The sequence below is a fragment of the Amorphus sp. MBR-141 genome (assembly GCF_053628695.1).
Map to the genome: position 1 here is coordinate 226,080 of NZ_JBRJGW010000002.1, position 25,626 is coordinate 251,705.

Annotated in this window: 24 protein-coding genes and 1 other RNA gene; 15 read left to right on the forward strand and 10 right to left on the reverse strand. The window is 68.8% G+C overall.

What is annotated here, in order from left to right:
- Positions 1-76 precede the first annotated feature (76 nt).
- A complete protein-coding gene (locus ACSSVZ_RS03570; RefSeq protein WP_453968343.1) occupies positions 77-493 on the reverse strand; it encodes an HIT domain-containing protein in 417 nt (138 codons plus the stop codon).
- Between the two features lie 128 nt (positions 494-621).
- On the opposite strand from ACSSVZ_RS03570, the gene ffs reads away from it, so the two are divergent.
- The 5 genes from ffs to ACSSVZ_RS03595 all read left to right on the forward strand — a co-directional run bounded on the left by ffs (position 622) and on the right by ACSSVZ_RS03595 (position 4,081).
- Positions 622-718, forward strand: an RNA gene (gene ffs, locus ACSSVZ_RS03575) — signal recognition particle sRNA small type.
- A 34-nt stretch (positions 719-752) separates the two neighbouring features.
- Positions 753-2,525, forward strand: coding sequence for a DNA polymerase III subunit gamma/tau (locus ACSSVZ_RS03580; protein ID WP_453968344.1), 1,773 nt, complete (start codon positions 753-755; stop codon positions 2,523-2,525).
- Between the two features lie 3 nt (positions 2,526-2,528).
- Positions 2,529-2,852, forward strand: a complete 324-nt coding sequence (locus tag ACSSVZ_RS03585) for a YbaB/EbfC family nucleoid-associated protein (protein ID WP_453968345.1) — start codon at positions 2,529-2,531, stop codon at positions 2,850-2,852.
- Positions 2,853-3,051: 199 nt separating this feature from the next.
- Positions 3,052-3,654 (forward strand): recombination mediator RecR, encoded by a 603-nt coding sequence (recR, locus tag ACSSVZ_RS03590; RefSeq protein WP_453968346.1) that lies wholly within the window; start codon positions 3,052-3,054, stop codon positions 3,652-3,654.
- Positions 3,655-3,793: 139 nt separating this feature from the next.
- Positions 3,794-4,081, forward strand: coding sequence for a GIY-YIG nuclease family protein (locus tag ACSSVZ_RS03595; RefSeq protein WP_453968347.1), 288 nt, complete (start codon positions 3,794-3,796; stop codon positions 4,079-4,081).
- Between the two features lie 139 nt (positions 4,082-4,220).
- Here ACSSVZ_RS03595 and ACSSVZ_RS03600 read toward each other — a convergent pair whose 3' ends face one another.
- Positions 4,221-5,222: an adenosine kinase gene (locus ACSSVZ_RS03600; RefSeq protein ID WP_453968348.1), complete on the reverse strand. Its 1,002-nt coding sequence runs from the start codon at positions 5,220-5,222 to the stop codon at positions 4,221-4,223.
- 301 nt (positions 5,223-5,523) lie between these two features.
- Between ACSSVZ_RS03600 and ACSSVZ_RS03605 the strand changes: the two genes are divergently transcribed.
- From ACSSVZ_RS03605 to ACSSVZ_RS03630, 6 genes are all read left to right on the forward strand, one after another.
- Entirely contained in the window at positions 5,524-6,195 is a 672-nt protein-coding gene (locus tag ACSSVZ_RS03605; RefSeq protein WP_453968349.1) for a sulfate transporter family protein, read from the forward strand.
- Between the two features lie 268 nt (positions 6,196-6,463).
- Complete coding sequence (sdhC, locus tag ACSSVZ_RS03610; protein WP_453968350.1) at positions 6,464-6,862, forward strand: succinate dehydrogenase, cytochrome b556 subunit; 399 nt, start codon at positions 6,464-6,466, stop codon at positions 6,860-6,862.
- Between the two features lie 9 nt (positions 6,863-6,871).
- Complete coding sequence (gene sdhD, locus ACSSVZ_RS03615; RefSeq protein ID WP_453968351.1) at positions 6,872-7,255, forward strand: succinate dehydrogenase, hydrophobic membrane anchor protein; 384 nt, start codon at positions 6,872-6,874, stop codon at positions 7,253-7,255.
- Positions 7,256-7,259: 4 nt separating this feature from the next.
- Positions 7,260-9,125, forward strand: coding sequence for a succinate dehydrogenase flavoprotein subunit (gene sdhA, locus ACSSVZ_RS03620; RefSeq protein WP_453968352.1), 1,866 nt, complete (start codon positions 7,260-7,262; stop codon positions 9,123-9,125).
- Positions 9,126-9,148: 23 nt separating this feature from the next.
- Positions 9,149-10,021 carry an FkbM family methyltransferase gene (locus ACSSVZ_RS03625; RefSeq protein WP_453968658.1) on the forward strand — a complete coding sequence of 291 codons (873 nt, stop codon included), beginning with the start codon at positions 9,149-9,151 and terminating at the stop codon, positions 10,019-10,021.
- Between the two features lie 12 nt (positions 10,022-10,033).
- Entirely contained in the window at positions 10,034-10,813 is a 780-nt protein-coding gene (locus ACSSVZ_RS03630) for a succinate dehydrogenase iron-sulfur subunit (RefSeq protein WP_453968353.1), read from the forward strand.
- A gap of 121 nt (positions 10,814-10,934) precedes the next feature.
- Here ACSSVZ_RS03630 and ACSSVZ_RS03635 read toward each other — a convergent pair whose 3' ends face one another.
- The 3 genes from ACSSVZ_RS03635 to ACSSVZ_RS03645 all read right to left on the reverse strand — a co-directional run bounded on the left by ACSSVZ_RS03635 (position 10,935) and on the right by ACSSVZ_RS03645 (position 13,249).
- Positions 10,935-11,312, reverse strand: coding sequence for an MAPEG family protein (locus ACSSVZ_RS03635; RefSeq protein WP_453968354.1), 378 nt, complete (start codon positions 11,310-11,312; stop codon positions 10,935-10,937).
- Positions 11,313-11,372: 60 nt separating this feature from the next.
- Positions 11,373-12,398, reverse strand: coding sequence for a diguanylate cyclase (locus ACSSVZ_RS03640; protein ID WP_453968355.1), 1,026 nt, complete (start codon positions 12,396-12,398; stop codon positions 11,373-11,375).
- 332 nt (positions 12,399-12,730) lie between these two features.
- Positions 12,731-13,249, reverse strand: a complete 519-nt coding sequence (locus ACSSVZ_RS03645) for a Dps family protein (RefSeq protein ID WP_453968357.1) — start codon at positions 13,247-13,249, stop codon at positions 12,731-12,733.
- 223 nt (positions 13,250-13,472) lie between these two features.
- Here ACSSVZ_RS03645 and ACSSVZ_RS03650 point away from each other — a divergent pair, with 223 nt between their 5' ends.
- A complete protein-coding gene (locus tag ACSSVZ_RS03650) occupies positions 13,473-15,665 on the forward strand; it encodes a cytochrome c biogenesis protein CcdA (RefSeq protein ID WP_453968358.1) in 2,193 nt (730 codons plus the stop codon).
- A 47-nt stretch (positions 15,666-15,712) separates the two neighbouring features.
- On the opposite strand, the gene ACSSVZ_RS03655 is transcribed toward ACSSVZ_RS03650, so the two are convergent.
- The 3 genes from ACSSVZ_RS03655 to hrpB all read right to left on the reverse strand — a co-directional run bounded on the left by ACSSVZ_RS03655 (position 15,713) and on the right by hrpB (position 20,256).
- Positions 15,713-16,939 carry an adenylate/guanylate cyclase domain-containing protein gene (locus tag ACSSVZ_RS03655; protein WP_453968359.1) on the reverse strand — a complete coding sequence of 409 codons (1,227 nt, stop codon included), beginning with the start codon at positions 16,937-16,939 and terminating at the stop codon, positions 15,713-15,715.
- Between the two features lie 8 nt (positions 16,940-16,947).
- Positions 16,948-17,682, reverse strand: coding sequence for a metallophosphoesterase family protein (locus ACSSVZ_RS03660; RefSeq protein WP_453968360.1), 735 nt, complete (start codon positions 17,680-17,682; stop codon positions 16,948-16,950).
- A 102-nt stretch (positions 17,683-17,784) separates the two neighbouring features.
- A complete protein-coding gene (hrpB, locus tag ACSSVZ_RS03665; protein WP_453968361.1) occupies positions 17,785-20,256 on the reverse strand; it encodes an ATP-dependent helicase HrpB in 2,472 nt (823 codons plus the stop codon).
- 95 nt (positions 20,257-20,351) lie between these two features.
- Between hrpB and ACSSVZ_RS03670 the strand changes: the two genes are divergently transcribed.
- The 3 genes from ACSSVZ_RS03670 to ACSSVZ_RS03680 are packed head-to-tail and all read left to right on the forward strand — an operon-like array spanning position 20,352 to position 23,919.
- A complete protein-coding gene (locus ACSSVZ_RS03670; RefSeq protein WP_453968362.1) occupies positions 20,352-21,569 on the forward strand; it encodes an ABC transporter substrate-binding protein in 1,218 nt (405 codons plus the stop codon).
- Positions 21,570-21,592: 23 nt separating this feature from the next.
- Positions 21,593-23,278: an ABC transporter permease gene (locus ACSSVZ_RS03675; protein ID WP_453968363.1), complete on the forward strand. Its 1,686-nt coding sequence runs from the start codon at positions 21,593-21,595 to the stop codon at positions 23,276-23,278.
- On the forward strand, positions 23,275-23,919 hold the full coding sequence (locus tag ACSSVZ_RS03680; RefSeq protein WP_453968364.1) for an ATP-binding cassette domain-containing protein: 645 nt from the start codon (positions 23,275-23,277) through the stop codon (positions 23,917-23,919). Before ACSSVZ_RS03675 ends, ACSSVZ_RS03680 begins: the two co-directional genes overlap by 4 nt.
- A 67-nt stretch (positions 23,920-23,986) precedes the next feature.
- Here the strand turns inward: ACSSVZ_RS03680 and bfr are convergent, their stop codons facing one another.
- Both bfr and ACSSVZ_RS03690 read right to left on the reverse strand, forming a co-directional pair.
- Complete coding sequence (gene bfr / locus ACSSVZ_RS03685; RefSeq protein WP_453968365.1) at positions 23,987-24,472, reverse strand: bacterioferritin; 486 nt, start codon at positions 24,470-24,472, stop codon at positions 23,987-23,989.
- 256 nt (positions 24,473-24,728) lie between these two features.
- The gene (locus ACSSVZ_RS03690) at positions 24,729-25,358 is read right to left on the reverse strand and encodes a class I SAM-dependent DNA methyltransferase (protein ID WP_453968366.1); all 630 of its coding nucleotides are present in this window, start codon (positions 25,356-25,358) and stop codon (positions 24,729-24,731) included.
- Positions 25,359-25,626 lie beyond the last annotated feature (268 nt).

Consider the following 25,626-nt stretch of genomic DNA (forward strand, 5'->3'; position numbering starts at 1 on the left):
CGCGGCCCGCGCCGTCCGCGCATCCGCCGGCCCATAAAACCATGATTCGCCGCGCGATACCCTTGCAAGGCGTGCCTCAGCTTTCGTGGAACGCGCGCTCCAGCCTGGCCGTGAAGTCGGCCCGTTCGAGCCGATCCCAGGGAAGCGGCGGGCCTTTCCCCCAGACCGGGCCAGGCCAGGCCGGATCGTCCGGAAAGCGCGCGATCACGTGGACGTGAAGCTGCGCTACGGAATTGCCCAGCGCGGCTACGTTCAGCTTGTGCGCATCGGTCAACGCCTTCAGCACCTTCGAGGCGGTGGCGATCTCTTCCATCAGGATGGCGCGGTCGTCGGGCCCGAGATCGATCAGTTCGACGCAGTCGGCGCGCTGCGGCACCAGGATCAGCCACGGATAGGTCCGGTCACCGCTCAGACGGACCGTGCACAGCGGCAGGTCCAGGACAGGTGTCGTGTCGGCCGCGAGCTGCGGATCGAGGGCGAACCCAGAGGACATGAACAGGCTCCGGTGCGTTGGGAACGGGCGGGATACGGCCGGCCGGGCCGATATCCGGTGGGAAGGCAAAAATTGCATGTCTGTCCCTCCTTGCCAAAGGGGGGGCCACCTTTGATATAGAGAAGTCGGGAGGTTGGCGGTGGACGGGTCACTCGCCAACCGGGTCAGGTCCGGAAGGAAGCAGCCCTAACGAGCCAGGCACGGGTCGCCGTGCCAGCCTCCCACCTCCGTTCTTTTCGAGAGGCACCGGCGCCGGGTCATGGACGACACATCCCCCCGCGATGCCTCGGCTGCGCCGTATCGCGTCCTGGCTCGCAAGTACCGTCCGCGAACCTTCAAGGACCTGATCGGTCAGGAACCGATGGTTCGGACGCTCAAGAACGCGTTCGAGACCGGCCGTATCCCGCAGGCCTGGATGCTGACCGGCGTGCGCGGCGTCGGCAAGACCACGACCGCCCGCATCCTGGCGCGCGCCCTCAACTACGAAACCTCCGCCGTCGACCAGCCCACCATCGACATGCCGGAGCTCGGCGAGCACTGCGCCGCCATCATGGAAGGCCGCCATGTCGACGTGATCGAGATGGACGCCGCCTCCCACACCTCCATCAACGACATCCGCGAAATCACCGACGCGGCGCGCTACAAGCCGGTGAGCGCACGCTACAAGGTCTACGTGATCGACGAGGTTCACATGCTGTCGACGGCGGCCTTCAACGGCCTGCTGAAGACGCTCGAGGAGCCGCCCGAGCACGTGAAGTTCGTGTTCGCCACCACCGAGATCCGCAAGGTCCCCGTCACCGTGCTGTCGCGCTGCCAGCGCTTCGACCTGCGCCGCGTGGATGCGGAGCCTCTCGTGGCCCACCTTGCCCGCATCGCCGGGGCCGAGAAGGTCGAAGCCGAGGACGAAGCCTTCCGGATGATCGCGCGCGCCGCCGAAGGGTCGGTGCGCGATGCGCTGTCGCTGATGGACCAGGCGCTCGCCCACGGCGCCGGGGCCGTCACCGCCGCCTCGGTCAAGGACATGCTCGGCCTCGTCGACCGGGCGCGCGTCGTCGATCTGTTCGACATGGTCATGCGCGGCGACGTCGCCGGCGCGATCGGCGAGCTGGACGACCAGTACGCGGCCGGCGCCGATCCTGCCACCGTGCTGTCGGACCTTGCCGCCTTCGTGCATCTCGTCACCCGCTTCCGCCTGGTGCCGGACGTCGCCGCCGACGGGACCGTGACCGAGGACGAGAAGCTGCGCGGCTCGGAATTCGCCGGAAAGCTGTCGATCCCGGTGCTGTCGCGCGCCTGGCAGATCCTGCTGAAGGGCCTGCCGGAGGTGCAGACCGCGGCCAAGCCGCTGGCCGCCGCCGAGATGGTGCTGGTGCGTCTTGCCCATTCCGCCGACCTGCCGACGCCCGACGCGCTCCTGAAGGCCTTCGGCGCGGCCGCCGACCAGGGCGGCGGACGGCCGGCCCCTGCCGGCCCGTCGGCATCGGGTCCGGGATCGCCACAGCCTGAAGCGCGGGCGCGGGCCGTCGGGCAAGGCGCGGGTCCGCCCTTCGCCGAACCGACGCGCCAGCCGGTGGCCTCCGCCGCGCCGGTGAGTGAGACCGATGCGGCCCCCGGGATCGTCCTGTCTTCCCTGGAGGATGTCGCCGCGCTCGCCGCCCAGATGCGCGCACCGAAGCTGAAGTTCGCGGTCGAGCGCGAGATGCGGCTGGTGCGTTTCGAGCCCGGCCGCATCGAAGTGGCGATGATGCCGAACGCACCGGTCACCGTCGCCGGCGAGTTGGGCCAGCGGCTGACCGAGTGGACAGGACGGCGCTGGATCGTGGTCGTTTCGTCCGAGGATGGCGACGAGACCATCCACGAGGCGCGCATCCGCACCACCGAGGAGCGTCTGGCCGATGCCGCCGCCGACCCGATCGTGGCGGCCGTTCTCAGCAAGTTCCCGGGCGCCGAGATCGTCGACGTCCGCATCATGGAAACCGAGGAGCCGTCGCTCGAGGCCCCGCCGCCCGACGACGAGCCTGAGGAGGAGTAGGTCATGGACTTTCTGAAGATGATGAAGCAGGCGAAGGAACTCCAGTCGAAGATGGGGGACCTTCAGGAGCAGATGACCCAGGTGGAAGCCGAGGGCACCTCCGGCGGCGGCCTCGTCACCGTGCGCGTCAACGGCGCCCAGCAGCTTCTGGGCGTGCGAATCGATCCGTCGCTGCTGAAGCCCGACGAGGGCGAGATCGTCGAGGACCTGGTGGTCGCCGCCCATGCCGACGCCAAGGCGAAGGTCGATGCCGCCGTGCAGGAAAAGACCCAGGAAATGATGTCCGGCCTCGGCCTGCCGCCGGGCATGATGCCTCCCGGCATGTGAGGGAGCTGCCGGCGCCGCGTTTCGTCCCGCAGATCGTTCCTCTGCTCCGCTCGTTCCCGGTCCCTTCCGGAGGTCCGTCGTGGGGGCCCACGGGTTCCTGCCTTTGCGGGAAGGAGCGGAGAACGGGGGAGCCCCTCCCGAGTCGCCTCCCCCTTCACGCGACCTAATTCCGCTCCAACGATCCAACCGACACCCAGCGATGGCCGCGACAACCGGACCCGAAATCGAGCGACTGATCCAGCTTCTGGCGAAGCTGCCCGGCCTCGGACCGCGCTCGGCGCGCCGGGCCGCGCTCTCGCTCGTCAAGAAGCGCGAGATGCTGCTGGTGCCGCTGGCGGCCGCCCTCACCGAGGTCGCCGACGCGGTGAGGGTCTGCTCGACCTGCGGCAACATCGACACCGCCGATCCGTGCTCGATCTGCACCGACCCGCGCCGCGACCGCTCGCTGATCGTGGTGGTGGAGGACGTGGCCGACCTGTGGGCGCTGGAGCGCGCGGCGGCCATCTCCGCCCAGTATCACGTGCTCGGGGGCACGCTGTCGGCGCTCGACGGCGTCGGCCCCGACGCGCTGCAGATCCCGAAGCTCATCGAGCGGGCCCATTCCGACGAGGTGCGCGAGGTCATCCTCGCGGTGAACGCCACCGTCGAGGGCCAGACCACCGCCCACTATCTGATGGAGCAATTGAGCGGGCTCGGGGTCACCGTGAGCCGGCTTGCGTCGGGCGTGCCGATCGGCGGCGAACTCGACTATCTCGACGAGGGCACGCTGTCGGCGGCCATGCGGCAGCGACGGCCTTTCTAGGGACTTTCCCCCTCAAGGCAGTCGAGGGATGGACAGGTCGAACCATTTACTCCGCTCATCCCCGCGAAAGCGGGGATCCATAGGGAGTCCGAACCAAATTCCGGCGGAATGAGAGAAAAATGCGGGCTATCCTCCCGCCATGGCCTTCTACGTCTACATGCTCGCGAGTCGGCGCAACGGCACCTTCTATGTGGGGATGACCGACGACCTCGCGCGCCGGATCCCCGAGCACCAGATCGGCGCCCTACCGGGCTTCACCCGCACGCATCGGATCAAGAGCCTCGTCTGGTACGAGGTCCACGACAGCCGGGAAGCCGCTTTCGTCCGCGAACGTCAGATCAAGAAAAGGCGACGGGAGTGGAAGATTGCCCTGGTTCTCGAGCAGAACGGCGAGTGGCGCGATCTCTACCGAACACTTCAACTCTGACGGTCAGGCCCTATGGATCCCCGCTTTCGCGGGGATGAGCGGAGTTTAGGGCATCCGCATTGAACGAAACTTCGTCCAACAAAAAAACGGCCCGCCTTGGGGGCGGGCCGTCTGGCAGTCGGAGCTCGGAGGCGATGCCTCAGATCTCGAAGCCTTCCTGGCGGACCAGGTCGACGAGCTTCACTTCCGGTCGCGCGCCCAAATGCTGGATCACCTCGCCGGCGGCAAGGCCGCCGATGGTGGCGCACTCAGGCAGCGAGAAGCCGCGGGCGAGCCCGAACAGGAAGCCGCCCGCATAGAGATCGCCGGCGCCGGTGAGGTCGACGATCCGCTCGACCTCGGCGGCCTTCACGTGGTGGGTCTCGCCGCGGGTGATCGTCAGCGACCCCTCCGCGCCCATGGTCACGGCGGCGAGCTTGGCGTCCTCGCGCAGCGCCTTGACGGCGGTGTCGAAGTCGGCCGTCTCGTAGAGCGCGCGCAGCTCGTGCTCGTTGGCGAAGACGATGTCGACGGTGCCGGACTTGATGAGGTCCAGGAACTCGGCGCGGAAGCGGTCGACGCAGAAGGTGTCGGACAGCGTCAGCGCGACCTTGCGGCCGTTCTGGTGGGCGATTTCAGCGGCCTTGCGGAAGGCATCCTTGGCCTGCGGCGGATCCCAGAGATAGCCTTCCAGGAAGGTGATCTCGGCATCGGCGACCAGCGCCGGGTCGACGTCGTCGGGCGTCAGGTTCTGGCAGGCGCCGAGGAAGGTGCTCATGGTGCGCTCGCCGTCGGGCGTCACCAGCACGAGGCAGCTCGCCGTCGGCGCGCCGCCGGACAGCGGATCGGTGTCGAAGGTGACACCGACGCCGCGCATGTCGTGGCGGTAGGCAGCGCCGAACTCGTCGTCGGCCACCTTGCCGATATAGGCCGCCTTGCCGGAGAGGGAGGCGACGCCGGCGATGGTGTTGCCGCCCGAGCCGCCGGAGATGCGGACAACCTGGCCGAGGTCGCCGTAGAGGCGCGCGATCTCATCGCCGTCGACGAGGCGCATGGATCCCTTGGCAAGCTTCTCGCGGACGATGAAGTCATCGTCCACATGGGCGAGAATGTCGAAAATCGCATTCCCGATTCCGAGTACGTCGTAACGCGGCGCGGCCATATCTGGTCGGTCCTCCTTGGGGGCATCCGGGTGGGTCGGAGATTGCCAGCCGGCGGCGCGGCGACGCGCTCGACCGACCGGATCTCGATCTGGTGCGTTGGCTGGTCCGGCATCGCATCGGCTCGAACGGCGTCAGCGGCCGCAGCGAGCGAATTGGGACCCTGAAGTGCGGCGAACCTTACAGAGTTCGCGCCGGATTTCCACCCCGCCCCCATTTCCCCGCCCTGCCGACGGATCTTGAGCGCCCCGGTGGAAACCCCTATCTCGCTCTCGTCATCCCTCCGGACAACGGCCCCGCTTCATGCTCGCGAGCGCCTCCCGCGCCTTCTCCGAAATCTTCTCGCCGCAGCTGCGGCCGGTGTTCCTGAAGACGCTCGGAATCACCGTCGCGCTCCTGATCGTCGCCTGGATCGCCGTCGAGGGGGCGCTGACCCATTGGGTCGAGCTGCCCTACGGCTGGCTCGAGACGGTGGTCTCCATCGTCACCGGCATCGGCATGATCTTCGCGCTCGCCTTCATCGCCGCGCCGGTCTCGGCCGCCGTCGCCGGCATCTTCCAGGACGAGATCGCCGGCACCGTGGAACGCCTCGACTATCCCGCCGATGCGTCCGGCCGCGACGTCCCGCTGGTCCGCGGCCTCTGGCACACGGTGAAATTCACCGGGGTCGTCATCATTGGCAACATCCTGGCGCTGCTCCTGCTGCTGGTGCCCGTCGTCAACATCGCCGCCTTCTTCGTGGTCAACGGCTACCTGCTCGGCCGCGAGTATTTCGAGGCGGCCGCCATGCGCTTCCACTCGGAGGCGGACACCAAGGCGATGCGCAGCCGCAACGGCTTCACCATTTTCCTCGCAGGACTGATCATCGCCGGCGTGCTGGCCGTGCCGCTCCTCAACTTGGTGACGCCGATGTTCGCCACCGCCTTCATGGTGCATCTGCACAAGCGCATCGCCGCCCGGGAACGACGGACCTGACGGCCTTCCGGTCGGATCGGATCCGCCGCCGCCGGTGTCTCGACCATCGTGATGCGCCCCACCGGGGTCATCCCGCGGCGAAGCGCATCACCCCGCCGCCTCAACTGCTCATCCGATCAGGACGTGCCGGGTCAGGTCTTGCTTGCTGCCGTCGTCGGGGTGCAAAAAGCCGCAGTGCGGAAACTTGTCGCCACGCTTTGACGGGGGGCGGACCGCAGGCTAGAACGATGCCAGAAACCGCCAGGCGGCCCATCCCGGAGAACGCGTAATGTCGCAGGTCGACGCCAAGGCAAACCGACCACTTTCGCCCCATCTCTTCATCTACCGGCCGATCATCACCATGGTGATGTCGATCATGCACCGGATCACCGGTTGCGCCCTGTTTTTCGGCACGATTCTGATCGTGTGGTGGCTGGTGGCGGCCGCGACCGGGCCGGACGCGTTCGCAGTCGCGAACGGCTTCTTCGGCTCGATTTTCGGGATGATCATCCTGTTCGGCTTCACCTGGGCGCTCCTGCACCACATGATCGGCGGGATGCGCCACTTCATCTGGGACACCGGCAACGGCTTCGACGAGAAGCCGCGCGAGATGCTCGCCTGGGCCACCATCATCGGCTCCGTTTCACTGACGATCCTGCTCTGGATCGTCGCGCTGATCGTGATCTAGGAGACGACCATGGCTGACATGACCACACCGCTGAAGCGCGTGCGCGGCCTCGGATCGGCACGCTCCGGCACCCAGCACTTCTGGCACCAGCGACTGACCGCGCTCGCCAACGTCCCGCTCGTCGTTTTTTTCGTCGTCCTGATGATCTCCACGGCCGGCGAGACGTATCCAGTGGTGCTCGACCGCCTGTCGTCGCCCTGGGTGGCGATCCTGTTCATCCTGACGATGATCTCGATCAGCTACCACATGCGCCTCGGCATGCAGATCGTCATCGAGGACTATGTTCACGGCGAACCGCAGCGCGTGCTGCTGCTGGTCGCCAACACGTTCTTTTCGCTGATCGTGGCCGCGGCCTCGATCTTCGCGATCTTGAAAATCAGCTTCGGAGGCTAACGCCATGGCTGGCAGCAACGGCACCGGCTCGAACGGTGCGGGCTCCAACGGTGCAGGCAATGGAAGCGGCCCGGCCCTGATGGGCGAGGCCTATCCGATCGTCGATCACATCTTCGACGTGGTCGTGGTGGGCGCCGGGGGCGCCGGTCTCAGGGCCGTTGTCGGCGCGGCCGAGGCCGGCCTGAAGACCGCCTGCATCACCAAGGTCTTCCCGACCCGTTCCCACACGGTCGCCGCCCAGGGCGGCGTCGCCGCCTCGCTCGGCAACATGGGCGAGGACGACTGGCGCTGGCACATGTACGACACCGTCAAGGGGTCAGACTGGCTCGGCGACCAGGACTCCATCGAATATCTGGTGCGCAACGCGCCGGCCGCCGTCTACGAGCTCGAGCACTGGGGCGTGCCCTTCTCGCGCACCGAGGACGGCCGGATCTACCAGCGCCCGTTCGGCGGCATGACCACCCATTTCGGTAAGGGCACCGCCCAGCGCACCTGCGCCGCGGCCGACCGCACCGGCCACGCGATCCTGCACACGCTGTACGGCCAGTCGCTGCGCCATTCGGCGGAGTTCTTCATCGAGTACTTCGCGCTCGACCTGATCATGGACGACGGCGTCTGCCGTGGCGTCATGGCCATGTGCATGGACGACGGCTCGATCCACCGGTTCCGCGCCCACAAGGTGATCCTGGCGACCGGCGGCTACGGCCGCGCCTACTTCTCCTGCACCTCCGCGCACACCTGCACCGGCGACGGCAATGCGATGGTGCTGCGCGCCGGCCTGCCGCTGCAGGACATGGAATTCGTGCAGTTCCACCCGACCGGCATCTACGGGGCCGGCTGCCTGATCACCGAGGGTTCGCGCGGCGAAGGCGGCTACCTCACCAACTCCGAGGGCGAGCGCTTCATGGAGCGCTATGCGCCGTCGGCCAAGGACCTTGCCTCCCGCGACGTGGTCTCCCGGTCGATGACCATGGAGATCCGCGAGGGCCGCGGCGTCGGCAAGCTCAAGGACCACATCTTCCTGCACCTCGATCACCTGGACCCGGCGATCCTGCACGAGCGGCTGCCGGGCATCTCCGAATCGGCGCGCATCTTCGCCGGCGTCGACGTGACCAAGGAGCCGATCCCGGTGCTGCCGACCGTCCACTACAACATGGGCGGCATCCCGACGAACTTCCACGGCGAGGTCCTGACCAAGGTGGACGGCGACCCGGACGCGGTCGTGCCGGGCCTGATGGCCATCGGCGAGGCGGCCTGCGTGTCGGTGCATGGCGCCAACCGGCTGGGCTCGAACTCGCTCATCGACCTGGTGGTGTTCGGCCGCGCCGCCGCGCACCGCTGCGCCGAGACGATCGGAGCGAACGAGAGCCACGCCGAGCTCCCGAAGAACGCCGGCGAGCCGGCCATCGCCCGCCTCGACCGCTTCCGCTACGCCTCGGGCGGCACCTCCACCGCGGAGCTGCGCGACGAGATGCAGCGTACGATGCAGTCCAACTGCGCCGTGTTCCGCACCGGCGAGGTGCTGGAGGAAGGCCACAAGCTGATCCACGACGTCTGGGCGAGCGCCGATGACGTGAAGGTCACCGACCGTTCGCTGGTCTGGAACTCGGACCTGATCGAGACGCTGGAGTTCGACAACCTGATTGGCCAGGCGGTCGTGACGATGGACTCGGCCCGGAACCGGCTGGAATCGCGCGGCGCCCATGCCCGCGAGGACTACCCGGATCGCAACGACGCGGAATGGATGAAGCACACGCTGTCGTTCTGCAACACGGAGACGCGCGAAGTCGTGCTCGATACGCGTCCGGTCCATTCGTACACGCTGTCGAACGACATCGCCTACATCGAGCCGGCGAAGCGGGTCTACTGAGGATCCGGCAGCCCGTGGCGACCATGACCGAGATGACGGCACCCCTGACGGCAGCCCCCTTCGGCAGCCTCAAGCCCGGCGCGGCGATGCGGGCGATGCTCGCGCTCGCGCGCGCCCAGGGCCTGGCCCCGGGGCCGCGCAGCTGGGTCCGCCGTCACGTGCGCCACCTGCTGCCCGACGACGAACTCGACATCGAGGTCGAGGGCCTCGCCTTCCGGGTCTCGCCCCGCGACAACAAGGACGGCTTCGACCTGGCGGCGAAGGGCCGGTTGCCCGAAGCCGACGAGCGTGCCTTCGTGCTCGCCCAGCTTCGACCGGGCGACCTGTTCGTCGACATCGGCGCCAACCTCGGCGTCTACGCCATCGCGACGGCGGCCCGTGCGCCGGCCGGAACCCACGTGGTGGCGTTCGAGCCGCACCCGGTCTCGCGCGATCGGCTCGCCTACAACGTCGCCGCCAACGGCGTCTCCGAGCGGGTCACGATCGAACCGTTCGCGGTGGGGGCCGAACCGTCGACGGCGACCTTGTGGGCGAACGCCTCGGGCAACCAGGGCCGCGCCTCGCTGCACGCCTTCGCGGGCGACCGCTCCCTCGGCTACGACGTCGAGATCGTCCGCCTCGCCGACCGGCTCGCCGCCTACGCCGCGCCCGTGGGCGTCCTGAAGATCGACATCGAGGGCTACGAAGACCGCGCCCTCCTGCCCTATTTCGCCGCCGCCCCTGCCCAGCGCTGGCCGCGTGCCATCGTCGTGGAGACGACGCACGCCGCGCTCTGGCAGGACGATCTGTTGAAGGCGCTCGCGGCTTGCGGCTACGTGGTGGCCGAAGAGAACGCCGAGAATTCCATGCTCATCTTGTCTGGGGCGGCTGCCGCTCCTTCGTTTGAGCCACGTTGAGGAAAGACGACGATGGTCGAGCTCACGCTTCCGAAGAATTCGAGGGTCTCCAAGGGCAAGACCTGGGACAAGCCCAAGGGCGTCGACAACCTTCGGGAATTCAAGATCTACCGCTGGAACCCGGACGACGGCCGCACGCCGCGGATCGACACCTATTACGTCGACACCGGCGACTGCGGGCCGATGATCCTGGACGGGCTGATCTGGATCAAGAACAAGGTCGACCCGACGCTGACCTTCCGCCGCTCCTGCCGCGAGGGAATCTGCGGCTCGTGCGCGATGAACATCAACGGCATCAACCACCTGGCCTGCACCAGCGGCATGGACGAGGTGACCGGTCCGGTGACGCTCTATCCGCTGCCGCACATGCCGGTGGTGAAGGATCTGGTGCCGGACCTCACCAATTTCTACGCGCAGCTCCGCTCGGTGGAGCCGTGGCTGAAGACGGTGACGCCGACCCCGCAGCGCGAGTGGCGCCAGAGCCACGAGGACCGGGTGAAGCTCGACGGCCTCTACGAGTGCATCCTCTGCGCCTGCTGCCAGACCTCGTGCCCGAGCTACTGGTGGAACTCCGACCGCTATCTCGGCCCGGCCGTGCTGCTGCAGGCCTACCGCTGGATCCACGATTCCCGCGACGAATCCACCGGCGAGCGGCTTGACGATCTGGAGGATCCGTTCCGCCTGTACCGCTGCCACACCATCATGAACTGCGCCAACGCCTGCCCGAAGGGTCTGAATCCGGCCAAGGCGATCGCGGAGATCAAGAAGCTGATGGTCGAACGGCAGGTCTGAACCGGACACGGCGAGGTCGGGACGCCGTCCGCACCGCTTCGCCTGCCTCATGCTTCAATGAGAAAGGCCCGTCCCGGTTGGGGCGGGCCTTTTTTGTTCGTCGCGGCTTCGTCCGCGCCGCTCAACCCCAGACGGGGCTGGTGAAGATCGCCACCGAGAGGATCCAGCCGGCCGACCACAGGCCGGAGCGGATGAACCCCACCCCCTTCAGATAGGCGGCGATGTAGGCGATCCGGACGACGATGAAGACGATCGCCAGCGCATTGACCGCCGCTTGTGGTCCGCCGTTCATCTCGGCGGCGATCACCGCGATGGCGAACACCAGCAGCGCTTCCCACGAGTTCTGATGCGCCGCGTAGGCACGGCGCCGGAAGCCGGTCTGGACGGCGTGCCGGGCCCGCGGATCGCGGTTGTCCAGATCCGGATCGGCCTTCGCCGGATACGCCGCGAGCAGCGGCAGGATGCTCGCCACGAGCACGCACCAGAATGCAATCGACATGGTCCAACCTTCCTTGCGGCAAACCTGGGCCCGGAAAGGCTCCGTGCCGGGTTGCTTCGTTCAGTTTTGAAATCTCGGCGTTTCTACGCAGACCGTCCGGTCCCGACCCGCCTCCTTGGCCCTGTAGAGGGCTCTGTCGGCGCGCTCGAGCATCGATTTCAGCGTATCGGGCTCACCCGTGCCCGGCCGGTGCTCCCCCACCCCCGCGCTGAACGTCACCGGCTTCGTCTGCGCGACCGGTCCCTCGGCGGCAAGCGCCCCGCGGATGCGATCGATCACGTTGCTTGCTTCCTCCACTCCGGCGTGGACGATCAGCACGCCGAATTCCTCCCCGCCCAGCCGGAACAGCCAGTCCTCCGGGCGAAGGTGCGCGCGAATCACCTCGGTGAAGCGCACCAGCACGTCGTCCCCCGCGCCGTGACCGAAGGTGTCGTTCAACTGCTTGAAGTGATCGAGATCGAGCATCGCGATGGAGAAGGTCCGGCCGGAGCGCGCCGACCGGCCGAACTCCGCCGTGGCGACACGTGCCAGCATCCGCCGGTTCCAGCTTCCGGTCAGTCCGTCCACCAGCGCCGCCCGCCCCAGCTCGATCTGGTGCATCGCCAGTTCGGCGAGGTCATTGAGGATGGCACGCTGCTCGGCCGTGAAGCAGCGCCGGCTGTGGTCGATGGCACACAGGGTGCCGATCGCGATCTGGTTGTTCGTGAAGAGCGGAGCACCCGCATAGAAGCGGATGTGCGGATCGCCGGTGACGTACTTGCTCTGCGCGAACCGCACGTCGTTGGCCGCGTCTTCGACCACCAGCATCTCGCCGGCCTCGATCGCATGGATGCAGAAGCTGTCTTCCAGCGGCACCTCCATCCGATCGATCCCCACCGCCGCGCGCACCCATTGCCGGTCGCCGTCGAGGAAACTGACATGGGTGATCGGCATCTTCAGGGCCGCCGCGGCGATCCTGCTGATCAGCTCCAGGTCGGCGGGGCTGCCCTCATCCAGGACCCCGACGTCCTCGATCTCCTGGCGCCGTCGCACACCGCGCTCGACGGCGTCCGGCGAGGTCGGGCGATCCAGGCTGTATCCGGGCATCATTGGCTCTCTGACATTCTGGCATGAGGTGTCGACGCAGCCGCCAGATCGATCGTCCGCCCCGCTTGCCGCGGGCGGGCGTCTGGTCGGGCTTTCACGCACCGGCAATCATCTCATAGCGTCCATGCACACGTTTGCACGTGTGGTCGCATGGCGGCCCATGCCGGTCTTACGTCTCCGAACATGGGTTGGATCAGGATGCGAGTCCACCGTTCGCCAGCAGAATTGAAGTCAGAGGCCTCCCCAAAAACGCAATCGCGGCGGCACCGGAAGGTGCCACCGCGGATACAGTCGGATTTCAAGACGACCCCAGGGGGCGAGACCCCTGCCGATCAGGCCAGCGTGTTCAGTACCGACGCGGTCACCTCGTCCTTGTCGTCGACCTCCTTCAGCATGCTCTTCATCATCCAGATCTGCTTTTCGTGCTGGACGAGACGGTCGTCGAGAAGATTGGCGCTCGCGTTGTCGGCAGCGTCTTCGATCGCCGGGCGGATCTCTCGCATCGTACGCACCACGAGCTCATTGTCGTGCACGAGCTTCCTCAGCATTTCGAGCGGCCCCGGAACGCCGCGCTCTTCCTGGACCGAGCTGAGCTCGGCAAAATCGGAATAGCTTGTCGGCGCATAGTGGCCGAGCGCCCGGATGCGCTCCGCGAGCTCGTCGAGGGCATTCCAGAGGTCGGTGTATTGCTCTTCGAACAGCAGGTGATAGGTACGGAACTTCGACCCCTCCACGTTCCAGTGGAAGCCGTGCGTCTTCACGTAGAGGCCGTGCGTGTCCGCCAGTACCCGGGCGAGACCCTTGGCAATTGTCTTGCACTCCGCTTCGGACATCACCTTGTCGTTTCGCATCTCGTTCTCCTTATTCGTTTCGTCGGTCGGGGGCCCCGGACGCATCGGCACATTCGCCGCGGCCCCGCATCCGTCCGTTTCCGCCGGTCATCTCGAAGATGTGACATTCGGCGATTTGGCGTAGCGCCACGCAAGGCGGTACACGCTCATATCCATGCGGAAAGCCCCATCAGCCATGAAGCGCGCTACCTTCGATAAACGTTCTATCACAGCCGCTGGTTCGGTGTGGCGCACCGTCGCAGCGGCACTGGGCTTTGCGCTGCTGTCGACACCGGCTTCCGCGGCCGGCGCCCGGATCGACACCGATCACATCAGCACCCGGATCGTCGTCGGCAACACCACGGTTGCACCCGGCGACACCGTCGAGATTGCGATCGCGCAATCGGTTGAGGAAGGGTGGCACACGTACTGGGAGAACCCCGGCGATTCCGGCGCGCCGACGCTGTTCGGCTGGACGCTGCCTTCGGGCGCCCAGGACGTCCGGATCCAGTGGCCGATTCCCGAGCGTCTGCCCTACCCGCCGCTGGTCAACTTCGGCTACTCCGGCAAGACGACCTACCTCGCCACCCTCACCGTTCCGGCCGACTGGCCGGCCGGCGATCCCCTGCCCGTCGACCTGACGATCGATTGGCTGGTGTGTTCCGATATCTGCATTCCGGAGAGCGGATCGGCGAGGTTCGAGATTCCCACCGCCGCCGCGAGCGAGCCGGATTCCTCCGTCGCTTTCACCTTCGTGTCCGCGCGCCGCAACATGCCGACCGCCGTCAACTGGCCGGCCCGTCTCAGCGGCTCGCCGATCGGCATGTTGTCGCTGAACGTCGAGCCCCGCGGCGTCGACCTGGCCCCGCTGTCGACCGCCGCCTTTTTTCCCCTCGCGCCCGACCTCATCGACAACTCGGCGGAGCAGACCTTCGATATCCAGGAAGGTGGAACGCTGGCGCTGACGCTGACGCCGCAGGGTGCGACGCGGGCCGCCCCCGTCGACGGTGTCCTGGTGCTGACCGACACCTCCGGCCGGCGAAAGGGATATGCCCTCTCCGCCAAGGGCCCCGAGAGGGACATCCCGGCCCCGGCTGCCGCGTCGACCGTCGCACCGCCGCCTGCGCCCGGCGATGGCACCCCCGTCGCATCCGCTCCGGGCGCCGGGACCGACGTGGTGCCCGCAGCAGAGGGCGGCACCGGCTTCCTGCGGGCGGTCGTCTTCGCGCTCGTCGGCGGGCTGATCCTCAACCTGATGCCGTGCGTATTCCCGGTGCTTGCGCTGAAGGCCGTCGCCTTCGCCGGCCACGGCCATGCCTCCGCCCGGGAGCGGATCGGCCAGGGCGCCGCCTACACGGCCGGCATCCTGGCGAGCTTCCTGCTGCTGGCCGGCACCCTCATCGCACTCAAGGCAGGCGGAACGGCGGTCGGCTGGGGCTTCCAGCTGCAGCAGCCGCTGGTGGTCGCCGTGCTCGTCTACGTGCTGGTGCTGATCGGGCTCAACCTGTCGGGCCTCTACGAGATCGGCCTCGGCCTGACGCGCGCCGGCGGGCTGGTCCACGGCAGCAGCGGTGTCGGCGGGTCGTTCCTGACCGGCGTGCTGGCCGCCGTGGTGGCGACGCCGTGCACGGCGCCGTTCATGGCGGTGGCGATCGGCTACGCGCTCACGCAGGGCACCGGCGTCACGCTGGCCGTCTTCGCCGCCCTCGGGCTCGGCCTGGCGCTGCCCTTCCTCGTCATCTCGCTGGTGCCGGCGATCGGGCGGCTGTTGCCGAAACCGGGCATGTGGATGGTCCGGCTCAGGCAGATCCTCGCCTTTCCGCTCTATGCGACCGCCGCGTGGCTCGTCTGGGTCCTGACCCAGCAGGCGGGCGTCGACGCCATGTTCGCGGTGCTCATCGGCTGCGTGCTGCTCGCCTTCGCGGCGTGGATGACGGGGCTGCGCCAGGGAGGATTGCAGCGCGGCCGCTTGGCCGCGGCACTGGCGGCGCTGGTCGGGCTGGCGGGCGCGGTGGCGCTCCTGTCTCCTTCCCTGGCCGGGGTACCGGCCGGAGGTGGTTCGGCATCGATGACGGCGGAGAACGAGGGCGCCGAAGCGTTCACCCCGGCACGCCTCGATGCACTCCGGGCGGACGGCAAGCCGGTGTTCCTGAACATCACGGCCGCCTGGTGCATCACCTGCAAGGTGAACGAGAAGGTGGCATTCCGCGGAGGCTTCCGCGAGGCGCTGGCCCGCGACGGCATCACCTACATGACCGCCGACTGGACCCGCCGCGACCCGGCGATCACCGCCTACCTGGAGCGCTACGGGCGCGCCGGCGTGCCGCTGTACCTGGTGTTCCCAAAGGGCGACGGCCCGGCAGCGGTGCTGCCGCAGATCCTCACCGAGGACATCGTCGTGCGCGCCCTCGACGCGGCGGCCGGCCGCAACGGCTGAGGCACTTCGCCCGCCGCGGTTGCAGTTTTTCGCTTCGCCCTGCCGACTCAGACCCCGAAGATCGCCACCGAGGCCTCGCGGCCACGAAGTTCTACGGCGCCGATCTTCTGGAGATCGGTCTCGCCCGACAGCCCGCTGGCGGTGTCGGCGTCGAGCAGGATGCGCGACTGCAATCCCTTGTTCTGGCTCTGCAGGCGCTCGGCGCGGGTGACCGTGTCCCCGTAGATGTTGAACGCCTGCCGCGCACTGCCAACAGCGCCGGCCGTGACCGGCCCGGTTGCGATACCGATCCCGAGCGCCAGGTTGGCGTCCGCAAACGTCTCCTTGCGCACCATGTGGAGGAGTGCGCGCGCCGTCCAGAGCGCCCTGTCAGGATAGTCGTTGACTTCCAGCGGCAGATTGAAGGCCGCAAGAAACGCGTCTCCCCGCACGTTGACGATCACGCCGCCGCCATCGGCCACCACCTCGCTCGCCCGCCGGAAGAAGGCATCGAGGATGGCGATCGCCTCGGCGGGAGACTTGTCTTCCGACGCGGCCGTGAAGCCGGCTATGTCGACGAAGATCACCGTCGCATCCCGTACCGTCGGAGCGAGCGACGCCGGGCTGCGGACGAGATCGTCGATCACGCCGGCCGGAACGTAGCGGCCGAACGCGGTGCGGATGCGCGTCCGCGCGTCGTCGGCCGCGGCCCGTTCAACAACGATCTGGCGCGCGCGCGCCAGCCCGAGCGCCAACAGGCCGGCCGTCGCCAGCATCACGGCGCTGGGCATCAGCGGCAGGCTGCTCCACGACGGCGTCCAGGCGAGATCGACGATGACGACCAGGAACGCGCCCCACCAGGCGAGCACGGTTGCGACCCCGGTCCAGGCCACCAGCCGCGGCTGCAGCGACAGCGCCGCCAGCGGCATCAGCAGCAGGACGATCAGCGCGCCGTATGTCCCGAGGATCAGGTTCACCGTCCCCTCGGACGCGTAGGAGAGCGGACCGAACACCACCAGCGCGACGAGGCAGACGGCATCGACCGCGAAGGTCGCATAGCGGAACCACGCCCGGTCGAAGCGGGTGCCGGCGATCTGATGCAGCACCGCACCGATCACGAGAACCACGAGCGCGCTTGCGAGCGGGATGGAAAGTACGTCGACGGGATAGGCAGCCACCAGCCACCCGGCGGCGAGCAGAGCCGCGGCCATCTGCCCCCTCAGCGCGATCTTCAGGCCGCTGTCCTCCGCCGCCTTCAGGGCGCGCGCCGCCAGTCCGTCCGCAGCCGTCGTCATGCGAGCTCTCAGCCCCCCGTCGCCAGGAAGCGTCGGGTCTCGTTCTCCAGCACGAGACATGTGAGCACTCCGGACGACACCGCCCCGGTGTCGATGTCGATCCGGAACGGCCGCACGTCCGGCCGCTCCACGGGCGTGTGTCCATGGACGACGCAGTGGGGAAACGGTGCCATGTAGGAGAGGAAGGGCTCGCGGATCCACATAAGATCTTCGGAATCCTGGGCGTCCAGCGGCACGCCGGGACGGATGCCGGCATGCACGAACAGATAGTCACCCTCCACGTGGGTGAGCGGCAGCTTGGCGATGAACCCGACATCGCCTCCCATCGCCTCGATCAGCTCATCGCGGATCTGGGTCATCGAGGCCTGGCCGACCTCGGCCGGCGGGGTGATGCCGTAGGACGCGAGCGTCGGCTGGCCGCCGTTCTGCAGCCAAAGGATCAGCAGCTCCGGATCCTCCAGGAAGTCGAGCACCATGTCCTCGTGGTTGCCCTTCAGGCAGACCCGCTCGCCGTCGTGATGGGGGTCGTCCCGCAGGATCTCCAGCACCTTCTTCGATGACGGTCCCCGATCGACGTAGTCGCCGACAAAGATCTCGACGATGTCGTCGCACGGATGGCGATAGAGGTCGCGGTCGATCTCGGCCAGCAGCCTCTCGAGCAGATCCGCGCGCCCGTGCACGTCGCCGATCGCGTAGATGCGGGTGCCCTCGGGAATGCGCGGGGCGGAATCGGGAAATGGCATGGGTGCGCCGTCCAGGTGTTTGAGGTGACTGTCCATCAGGTAGCGGAAGCGACGCCGGTAGGGAATCGGGACGTTGAAATTGAGGCCGGTTCCGGGGCCCTGCTACCGGGTGTCGCCGGTCCTCAGGTGCTTGTTGAGCCGCACAGGCGGGGCGGTGGCGGGATCCTCGGGCCAGGCGTGCTTCGGATAGCGCCCGCGCAGGTCGCTGCGCACGTCGGACCAGCTCCCGCGCCAGAAGCCGGGAAGGTCGGTCGTCACCTGGATCGGCCTGTCGGCCGGCGACAACAGCTGCACCACCAGCGGCAGCGCGCCACCGGCCACCGTCGGGTGGGTCGCCAGGCCGTAGAGGTCCTGCACCCGGACCGAGACCGTCGGCCGGTCACCGGCATAGTCGATCTCGGCGCTCCGCCCCGACGGCGTCGCAAGGCGCGACGGCGCAAGCCGGTCGAGATCCCCGGTTCGGCCCGCGCCGGAGAGAAGCCCGTCGAGAGCCGCGGCAAGCGCCGACCGAGAAATGTCGGAAAGCCCAACCGCGCCGGGAACATAGGGGCCGAGCCAGTCGGCGAGCGTCGGCAGCAGCGCGGCATCGGACACGTCCGGCCAGGGCGCACCGAGGGTGCGATGGAGAAACCCTGCGCGCGCACGCAGCTGCCTCGTCTCAACCGACCAGGGAAGACGGTCGAGGCCGAGCCCGGCGATGCCGTCCAGAAGCGCCGACAGCGCCTTCGCATGGGGCTTCGGAACGGTCCGGCGCTCCGCCAGCACCAGCGCCCCCAGCCGCCGGACCCGCGTCGTGCGCACGCCCTCGACCTCCGGATCGAAGGCGGAGACCTCCTCCTCGACGATGCGGTCTGCGAAACCCGCCTCGATCGTCGCCAGGTCGAGGGGCGCGGCGAGCAGGATCCGGGCGTTCTGCGCCGCGCCCTGCAGCTCGGCGATTGCCAGCCACGGCTCCCGCGCCAGCGCGAGCGCCGGATCGAGCAGTCCCCCCCGCCCCGCGGCCGTCCGGTAGGCACCCGCCTGCCCCCGCGCCTGGGCGATCCGGTCGGGAAAGGCGAGCGCCACCAGCCGGCCGACGAGCAGCGGATCGATGGACGCGGTCGCGCCCTTGCCGCCGGCCATCTGCGCCCAGCGTCGCGCCGCGTCCCGTCCGGCCCGGGCGCGCTCCGAGCGGTCGCGCGCCAGCGCGTCCAGCCGGTGCGCCACGTTCACGTCGCGTCCGCCGAGCCCCTGCTCGGTGAGCACGAGGGCAATCTCGGCGGCAAGTCCCGCCTCACCGGTCTCGGCCGCCTTTTGGACCATGTGCGCCAGGCGCGGCGGCAGCGGCAGCGCCCTGAGCGCCCGGCCGTCCGCCGTGATGCTCCCGGCCGCATCGATGGCGCCGAGGCCTTCCAGCAGCGCGCGCGCCTCCCGGAACGCCGCCTCGGGCGGCGGATCGAGCCAGGCGAGCTTGCGCGGGTCGTCGACACCCCACTCGGCGAGATCGAGGGCGAGGCTCGCCAGATCGGCGTCGAGGATCTCCGGCGGGTCGAACGGCAGCAGGGCGGCGGTCTGCGCCTCGGCCCACAGCCGCACGCAGATGCCCGGCTCGGTGCGGCCGGCCCGCCCCCGGCGCTGGTCGGCGGCGGCGCGCGACACCTTTTCCGTCACCAGCCGCGTCAGCCCCATCGCCGGTTCGAAGCGCGGCCGGCGCACGTAGCCGGCGTCGACGACCACCCGTACGCCCTCGATGGTGATGGACGTCTCGGCGATCGGCGTCGCCAGCACCACCTTGCGGCGGCCACTCTCGGCCGGCCGGATCGCCGCGTCCTGCGCACGGCCGTCGAGGCCGCCATGCAGCGGCACCACGTCGACGTTCGGCGGGAGCCCGTCGGCGAGGCGCTCGGCCGTGCGCTCGATCTCGGCGCGGCCCGGCAGGAAGGCGAGCACCGATCCCGTCTCGTCGCGAAGCGCGCGGCGCACCGCGTCGGCCACGGCATCCTCCATGCGGGTGCGCGGCGCGGGCGGGGCGTGGCGGGTTTCGACGGGGAAGCTGCGGCCTGTGCTTTCCACCAACGGCGCACCGCCCAGCAGCGCCGCTATCCGTGCCGCATCGGCGGTCGCCGACATCGCCAGGATCTTCAGGTCCGGCCGCAGGGCGCCCTGGCTGTCGAGGGCGAGCGCCAGGCCGAGATCGGTGTCCAGCGCGCGCTCGTGCACCTCGTCGAACAGCACCGCGGCCACGCCGGCGAGCTCCGGATCGTCGGCGATCATCCGCACGAACACCCCGGACGTCACCACCTCGACACGGGTCGCCGCCGACACCTTCGCGTCCATGCGCACCCGGTAGCCGACTGTGCGGCCCACCGGCTCGCCCAGCGTGTCCGCCATCCGCCGAGCCGCGGCGCGGGCGGCCAGGCGGCGCGGTTCGAGGACGAGAATCCGGCCGTCACCGCGCCAGCCTTCGTCGAGCAGCGCCAGCGGCACCCGCGTCGACTTGCCGGCGCCGGGCGGCGCCACCAGCACCGCCGAGGCGCGCGCCGACAGGGCGGCCCGAAGCTCCGGCAGCGCGGCCTCGACGGGGAGAAGCGTCACGGTCGCGTGTTCCGGGCGCGCGCCTGTTGGCACCTGCCGAGCGCCCGACTAGGGTCTGTGATCATCGTCTCCAACCCATCGCAGGTTTGCCGTCCGTGATCCGTCTCAAGGCTCTCATCGTCCTCATCGTCGCCGCCCTTGCAGCCGGGCCCGCCGTCGCGGCCGACCCGAACCCGCAGGACTGGCCGGCGGTCACGAAGGAGGCAACCGGCCAGACCGTCTATTTCGACGCCTGGGGCGGCGAACCGCGCATCAACGCCTACATCGCCTGGGCCGCAGGCGAACTGAAGGCGCGCTACGGCATCGACCTCGTCCACGTCAAGGTGAGCGACACCGCAAACGTCGTCTCCCAGGTGCTGGCGGAGAAGACGGCCGGCCGCGACACCGGCGGCAGCGTCGACCTGGTCTGGATCAACGGCGAGAACTTCGCCGCCATGCGCAAGCACGACCTGCTGATGGAGCCCGGCTGGGCGACCCTGCTCCCCAACTGGGCCTATGTCGACGTCGACGGCAAGCCCACCGTGCTCACGGACGCCACGGTGCGCGTCGACGGGCTCGAGGCGCCGTGGGGCATGGCGCAGCTGGTGTTCCTGCACGACATCGACACCCTGCCCGCCCCGCCGCGCGACCTCGATGCGCTGAAGGCCTACATCGTCGACCATCCCGGCCGCTTCACCTATCCGCAGCCGCCGGATTTCCTCGGCACCACCTTCCTCAAGCAGCTGCTGGTGACGCTCGCCCCCGACCGGCTCGCCCTCGACCGGCCGGCCACCGATGCGAATTTCGCCGCCGAGGTGGCGCCCGTGCTCGCCTATCTCGACGAGATCACCCCGCATCTCTGGCGCAAGGGCGCCGCCTACCCGGCCAACGTTTCCGAACTGCGCCAGCTGTTCGCCGACCGCGAGACCGACCTCGCCTTCACCTTCAATCCGTCCGACGCCAGTGCGGCGATCGCCGACGGCGAACTGCCCGACACCGTACGGCCCTACGTGCTCGAAGGCGGCACCATCGGCAACACCCACTTCGTGGCGATCCCCTACAACGCCAATGGCAAGGCCGCCGCCCTCGTGACCGCGAACTTCCTGTTGTCGCCCGAGGCGCAGGCGCGCAAGGCGGATCCGGCGATCTGGGGCGACCCGACCGTGCTCGACGTGGCCGGATTGCCCGAGGCCGACCGCGCGCGGTTCGACACCCTTGCCGAAGATCCGGCCATCCTTCCCCCGGCCCAGATGCGGCCGACCCTGCGCGAACCGGACCCGAGCTGGACGGAGCGCCTGGAACAGGCGTGGACCGCCCGCTACGGGAGCCGCTGAGGCGCGGGAGCCAGGACCAGACCATGCTGCGCCTTGCGCCGGCCGCCGCGATCGCGCTGCTGATCGGACCGGTGATGGCGGGTCTCGCCGGGGTTGCGCTGCCGGCCTTCGGCTATTTCCCGGCGCTCGGCGGAAACGCCTTCTCGCTGGAACCGTGGCGGCAGCTCCTGGCCGAACCGGGCCTTGCGACCTCGGTGGGCCTCAGCCTGTGGACGGGGCTCGCCTCGGCACTGCTCGCCACCCTCATCACCCTCCTGTTCCTGGCGGGCTGGTCGCAGACGCGCGCCTTCGCCTGGATGCGGCGCACCCTGTCGCCGCTGCTCTCGGTGCCCCATGCGGCCGCCGCCCTCGGGCTGGCCTTCCTGATCAGCCCGTCGGGCTGGCTCGTGCGCCTCGTCTCGCCCTGGGCGACCGGCCTCGACCGTCCGCCGGACCTGCTGATCGTCCACGATCCTGCAGGACTGGCGATGATTGCCGCCCTGGTCGCCAAGGAGGTGCCGTTCCTGCTGCTGATGGCGCTGGCAGCGCTGCCCCAGACCGATGCCGAGCGGCTGACGCGGGTGGCAACCGGCCTCGGCTACGGCCGCGTGAGCGGCTTCTTCTTCGCTGTCCTGCCGCGCCTCTATCCGCAACTGCGGCTGCCGATCTTCGCGGTGATCGCGTTCGCGACGTCCACCGTCGAGGTCGCCCTGGTGCTCGGCCCGACCACGCCCGCCCCGCTGGCCGTGCGGCTGGTCGGCTGGATGGGCGATCCCGACCTCACCCGTCGCTTCTCCGCCTCCGCCGGCGCGCTTCTCCAGGTTGGGGTGACCGGCATCGCCATGCTGGCCTGGCTCGGCCTGGAGACCTGCGTGCGGGCCGTCGGACGCACCGTCATCACCTCCGGCCACCGCCGGCCGCGCGACGGGATCGCGCGGGCACTCGGCGCCGGACTGGCGCTGCTGTGTGCCGGGCTTGTCGGGCTCGGTCTCCTGAGCCTCGCGGTCTGGTCGATGGCGGACGTCTGGCGCTTCCCCGACGCGCTGCCGTCGCGCGTGTCGCTCGACGCGTGGACCGCCAACTGGCCCGGCACCCGATCGCTGCTCGCCGTCACCGTCGCCGTGGCGCTTCTGGCGACCCTCGTCGCCACGGCGATCACCCTCGCCTGCCTGGAAAACGAGAGCCGGACGGGCCGCGCGCCCGGGGCGCGCGTGCTGTCGCTGCTCTACCTGCCGATCGTCGTGCCCCAGGTGTCGTTTCTATTCGGACTGCAGGTCTTGATGCTCGCGGCAGGCTTCGGACCGTCGCTGGCGGCGGTCGCCTTTGCGCACCTGATCTTCGTGCTGCCCTACGTGCTGCTGTCGCTCGGCGATGCGTGGCGGTCGCTCGATCCGCGCTACGGCGAAATCGCGGCGGCCCTCGGGGCCTCGGATGCCAGGATCTTCGGACGCGTCCGCCTCCCCCTCTTGCTGCCGGCGATCCTCACCGCCGCCGCCGTCGGCTTCGCCGTCTCCGTCGGGCTCTATCTGCCGACGGCGCTGATCGGTGCCGGCCGGATCATGACGGTGACCACGGAGGCCGTCGCCCTGTCCGCGGGCGGCGCGCGCCGGCTGATCGGCGTCGCGGCGGTGCTGCAGATGCTGCTGCCGCTTCTCGCCTTCTCGCTGGCGCTCGCCGTTCCGGCGATTGCCTTCCGCAACCGTCGGGGACTGAGGAGCGCCCGGCCATGACGACCGCTTCCGAGACCGGCCTCGTCCTCGACGGCGTCATCATCCGCACGTCCGGCACGCCGCTGCTGTCGCTGTCGGCACGGATCGCGCCGGGAACGGTCCATTCGGTGATGGGTCCCTCCGGTAGCGGCAAGTCGACGCTGCTCGCCTACGTCGCCGGCTTTCTGCGCCCGCCCTTCTCGGGCGAGGGATGGGTGAGCCTCGACGGCGTCGACCTCGGCGCGTTGCGGCCGGCCGCGCGGCGGCTTGGGCTGCTGTTCCAGGACCCGCTGCTGTTCCCGCATCTCTCGGCCGGCGGCAACGTCCGCTTCGCCGTCCCCGCAACCGTGCGCGGGCGGGCGCGGATGGAGACCGTGGAGAGGGCGCTGGACGAGGTCGGCCTCGCCGGCTTCGGCGGGCGCGATCCGATGACGCTGTCGGGGGGCGAACAGGCCCGCGTGGCGCTTGCCCGGGTGATGGCGGCACAGCCGCACGCCCTGCTCCTCGACGAGCCGTTCTCAAAGCTCGACGCCGCGCTGAAGGACCAGATCCGCACCCTGGTGTTCAAGACCGCGACGGAGCGTCGACTGCCCGTGCTTCTGGTCACCCACGATCCTGCGGATGCCGAGGCCGCCGGGGGACCGGTCACACGGCTGGCATGAAAAAGGCGGGCGCCGCAGCCCCCGCCTTCGTTCGGTTCATTCGTCTAGACCGGACGCCCGGGCTGGCCTACTCGGCTTCGTTCGCCGGGGCCGCCTGCAGCAGGCAGTAGCGCTCCAGGCCGATCGATTCCAGAAGCTGAAGCTGCGTCTCGATGAAGTCGATGTGGCTTTCCTCGTCGGACAGCAGCTTCTCGAAGAGCGCCATCGACACGAAGTCTTCCTTCTGGTGGCAGAGCTTGCGGCCTTCCTTGTAGAGCTCGCGCGCGGACTGCTCCGCGGCCAGGTCGCACTCCAGGACTTCCCTGACGTTCTGGCCGATGCGGAGCGGCTCAAGCGTCTGCATGTTCGGGAAGCCATCGAGGAAGATGATGCGCGTGACGAACGAATCCGCGTGGTGCATCTCTTCGATGGACTCCTCGCGCTCCTTCTTCGCCAGAAGCGTGAAGCCCCAGTCATCCAGCAGGCGGTAGTGCAGCCAGTACTGGTTGACCGCCGTCAGCTCGCTCTTCAGGCCACGGTTGAGATAGTCGATGACCTCGGGATCGCCCTTCATGGCGGCTGGCTCCGTTCTTTGCGTTACAGATTGGAATTATTCAAATATCTCCCTACTCGGGATCCGTCCAGACCCTTTTCGCCGCCGCGGTCAAAAAAATGGGGGAATCCAGTCAGGATTTGTGCCGAAGCGCCGCGACGGGGTGCGCTGACAAACGCGCGCTCCGTCCGACACAAACCGGCGCCGCGATCCGCACCGGCTGCCGCCAGCCGGTGCGTGGGGAGACGCGAAGGAGCGGCCGACGAGCGACGCGCGCCTATTTCGAATAGACGTGGATGCGGTGGAGAATTTCCACCGACTCACCGGGCATTCCCGGGAAAGGCGGGCTCGATTCCACATGCCGCCAGCGGCCGTCGAACCGATAGTGCTCGATCATCTCGCCATAGCCGGGATCGATGCCCTCGTCGGCCCGCAGCGAAAAGATGATCCGTCCGCCGGGGCGCAGGATCCGGAGAAGCTCCTCGAACGCCTCCGGGCCGGCGTGGCCGGGCGTGAGGGTGCCGACGCAGAGAATTGCCGCGAACCCGTCGTCGGGGAAATCCAGCTTGTCGCCAAGCCGCATCATCTTCAGGTCGTCGTAGATGCCCTTGTTGCCTGCCTCGGTGAGCATCGCATCGGACAGGTCGATTCCCACGATCGGGGCATAGCCGACGAGGGACAGCAGCTGACCGACGAGCCCGGTGCCGCAGCCGGCATCGAGAACCGTTCCGTCGCCGGTGCCGACGTGACGGGCGGCCATGGCTGCCGCCACGCCCGGCAACAGATAGCCGCATCGCGCCAGGTCCCTTTCGTAGTCGTTCGCCCAGGCCGCATAGGCGGACCGCCGTTCCTGATCGGACCTGGCCCCGTACACGAGGGCAAGCCTGTCGGTGGCGGAATCGGTCATTCAAGTCTCCTTTCACCGGCGCTCTCTCCAGTCAGGCGGGCTCACCTGGGCAAGGAGACAACGGAGCCGGGTTCACGCTGGGGAGCACTGTCCCCGGCGGTTCGACCGCTTCGTCAGGGACGTGGATGCTCGCTTGGACGTCGAACGCACGCCCACCAACGCAGGTCGGCCTGTTACGGGCCGGACCGCGCCGAGGCGCGCAGATCGACATGTGCTGACAGCGCGTACTATACGGCGTCCCGCCGGGTTGACCAAATCGGCCGGCCCG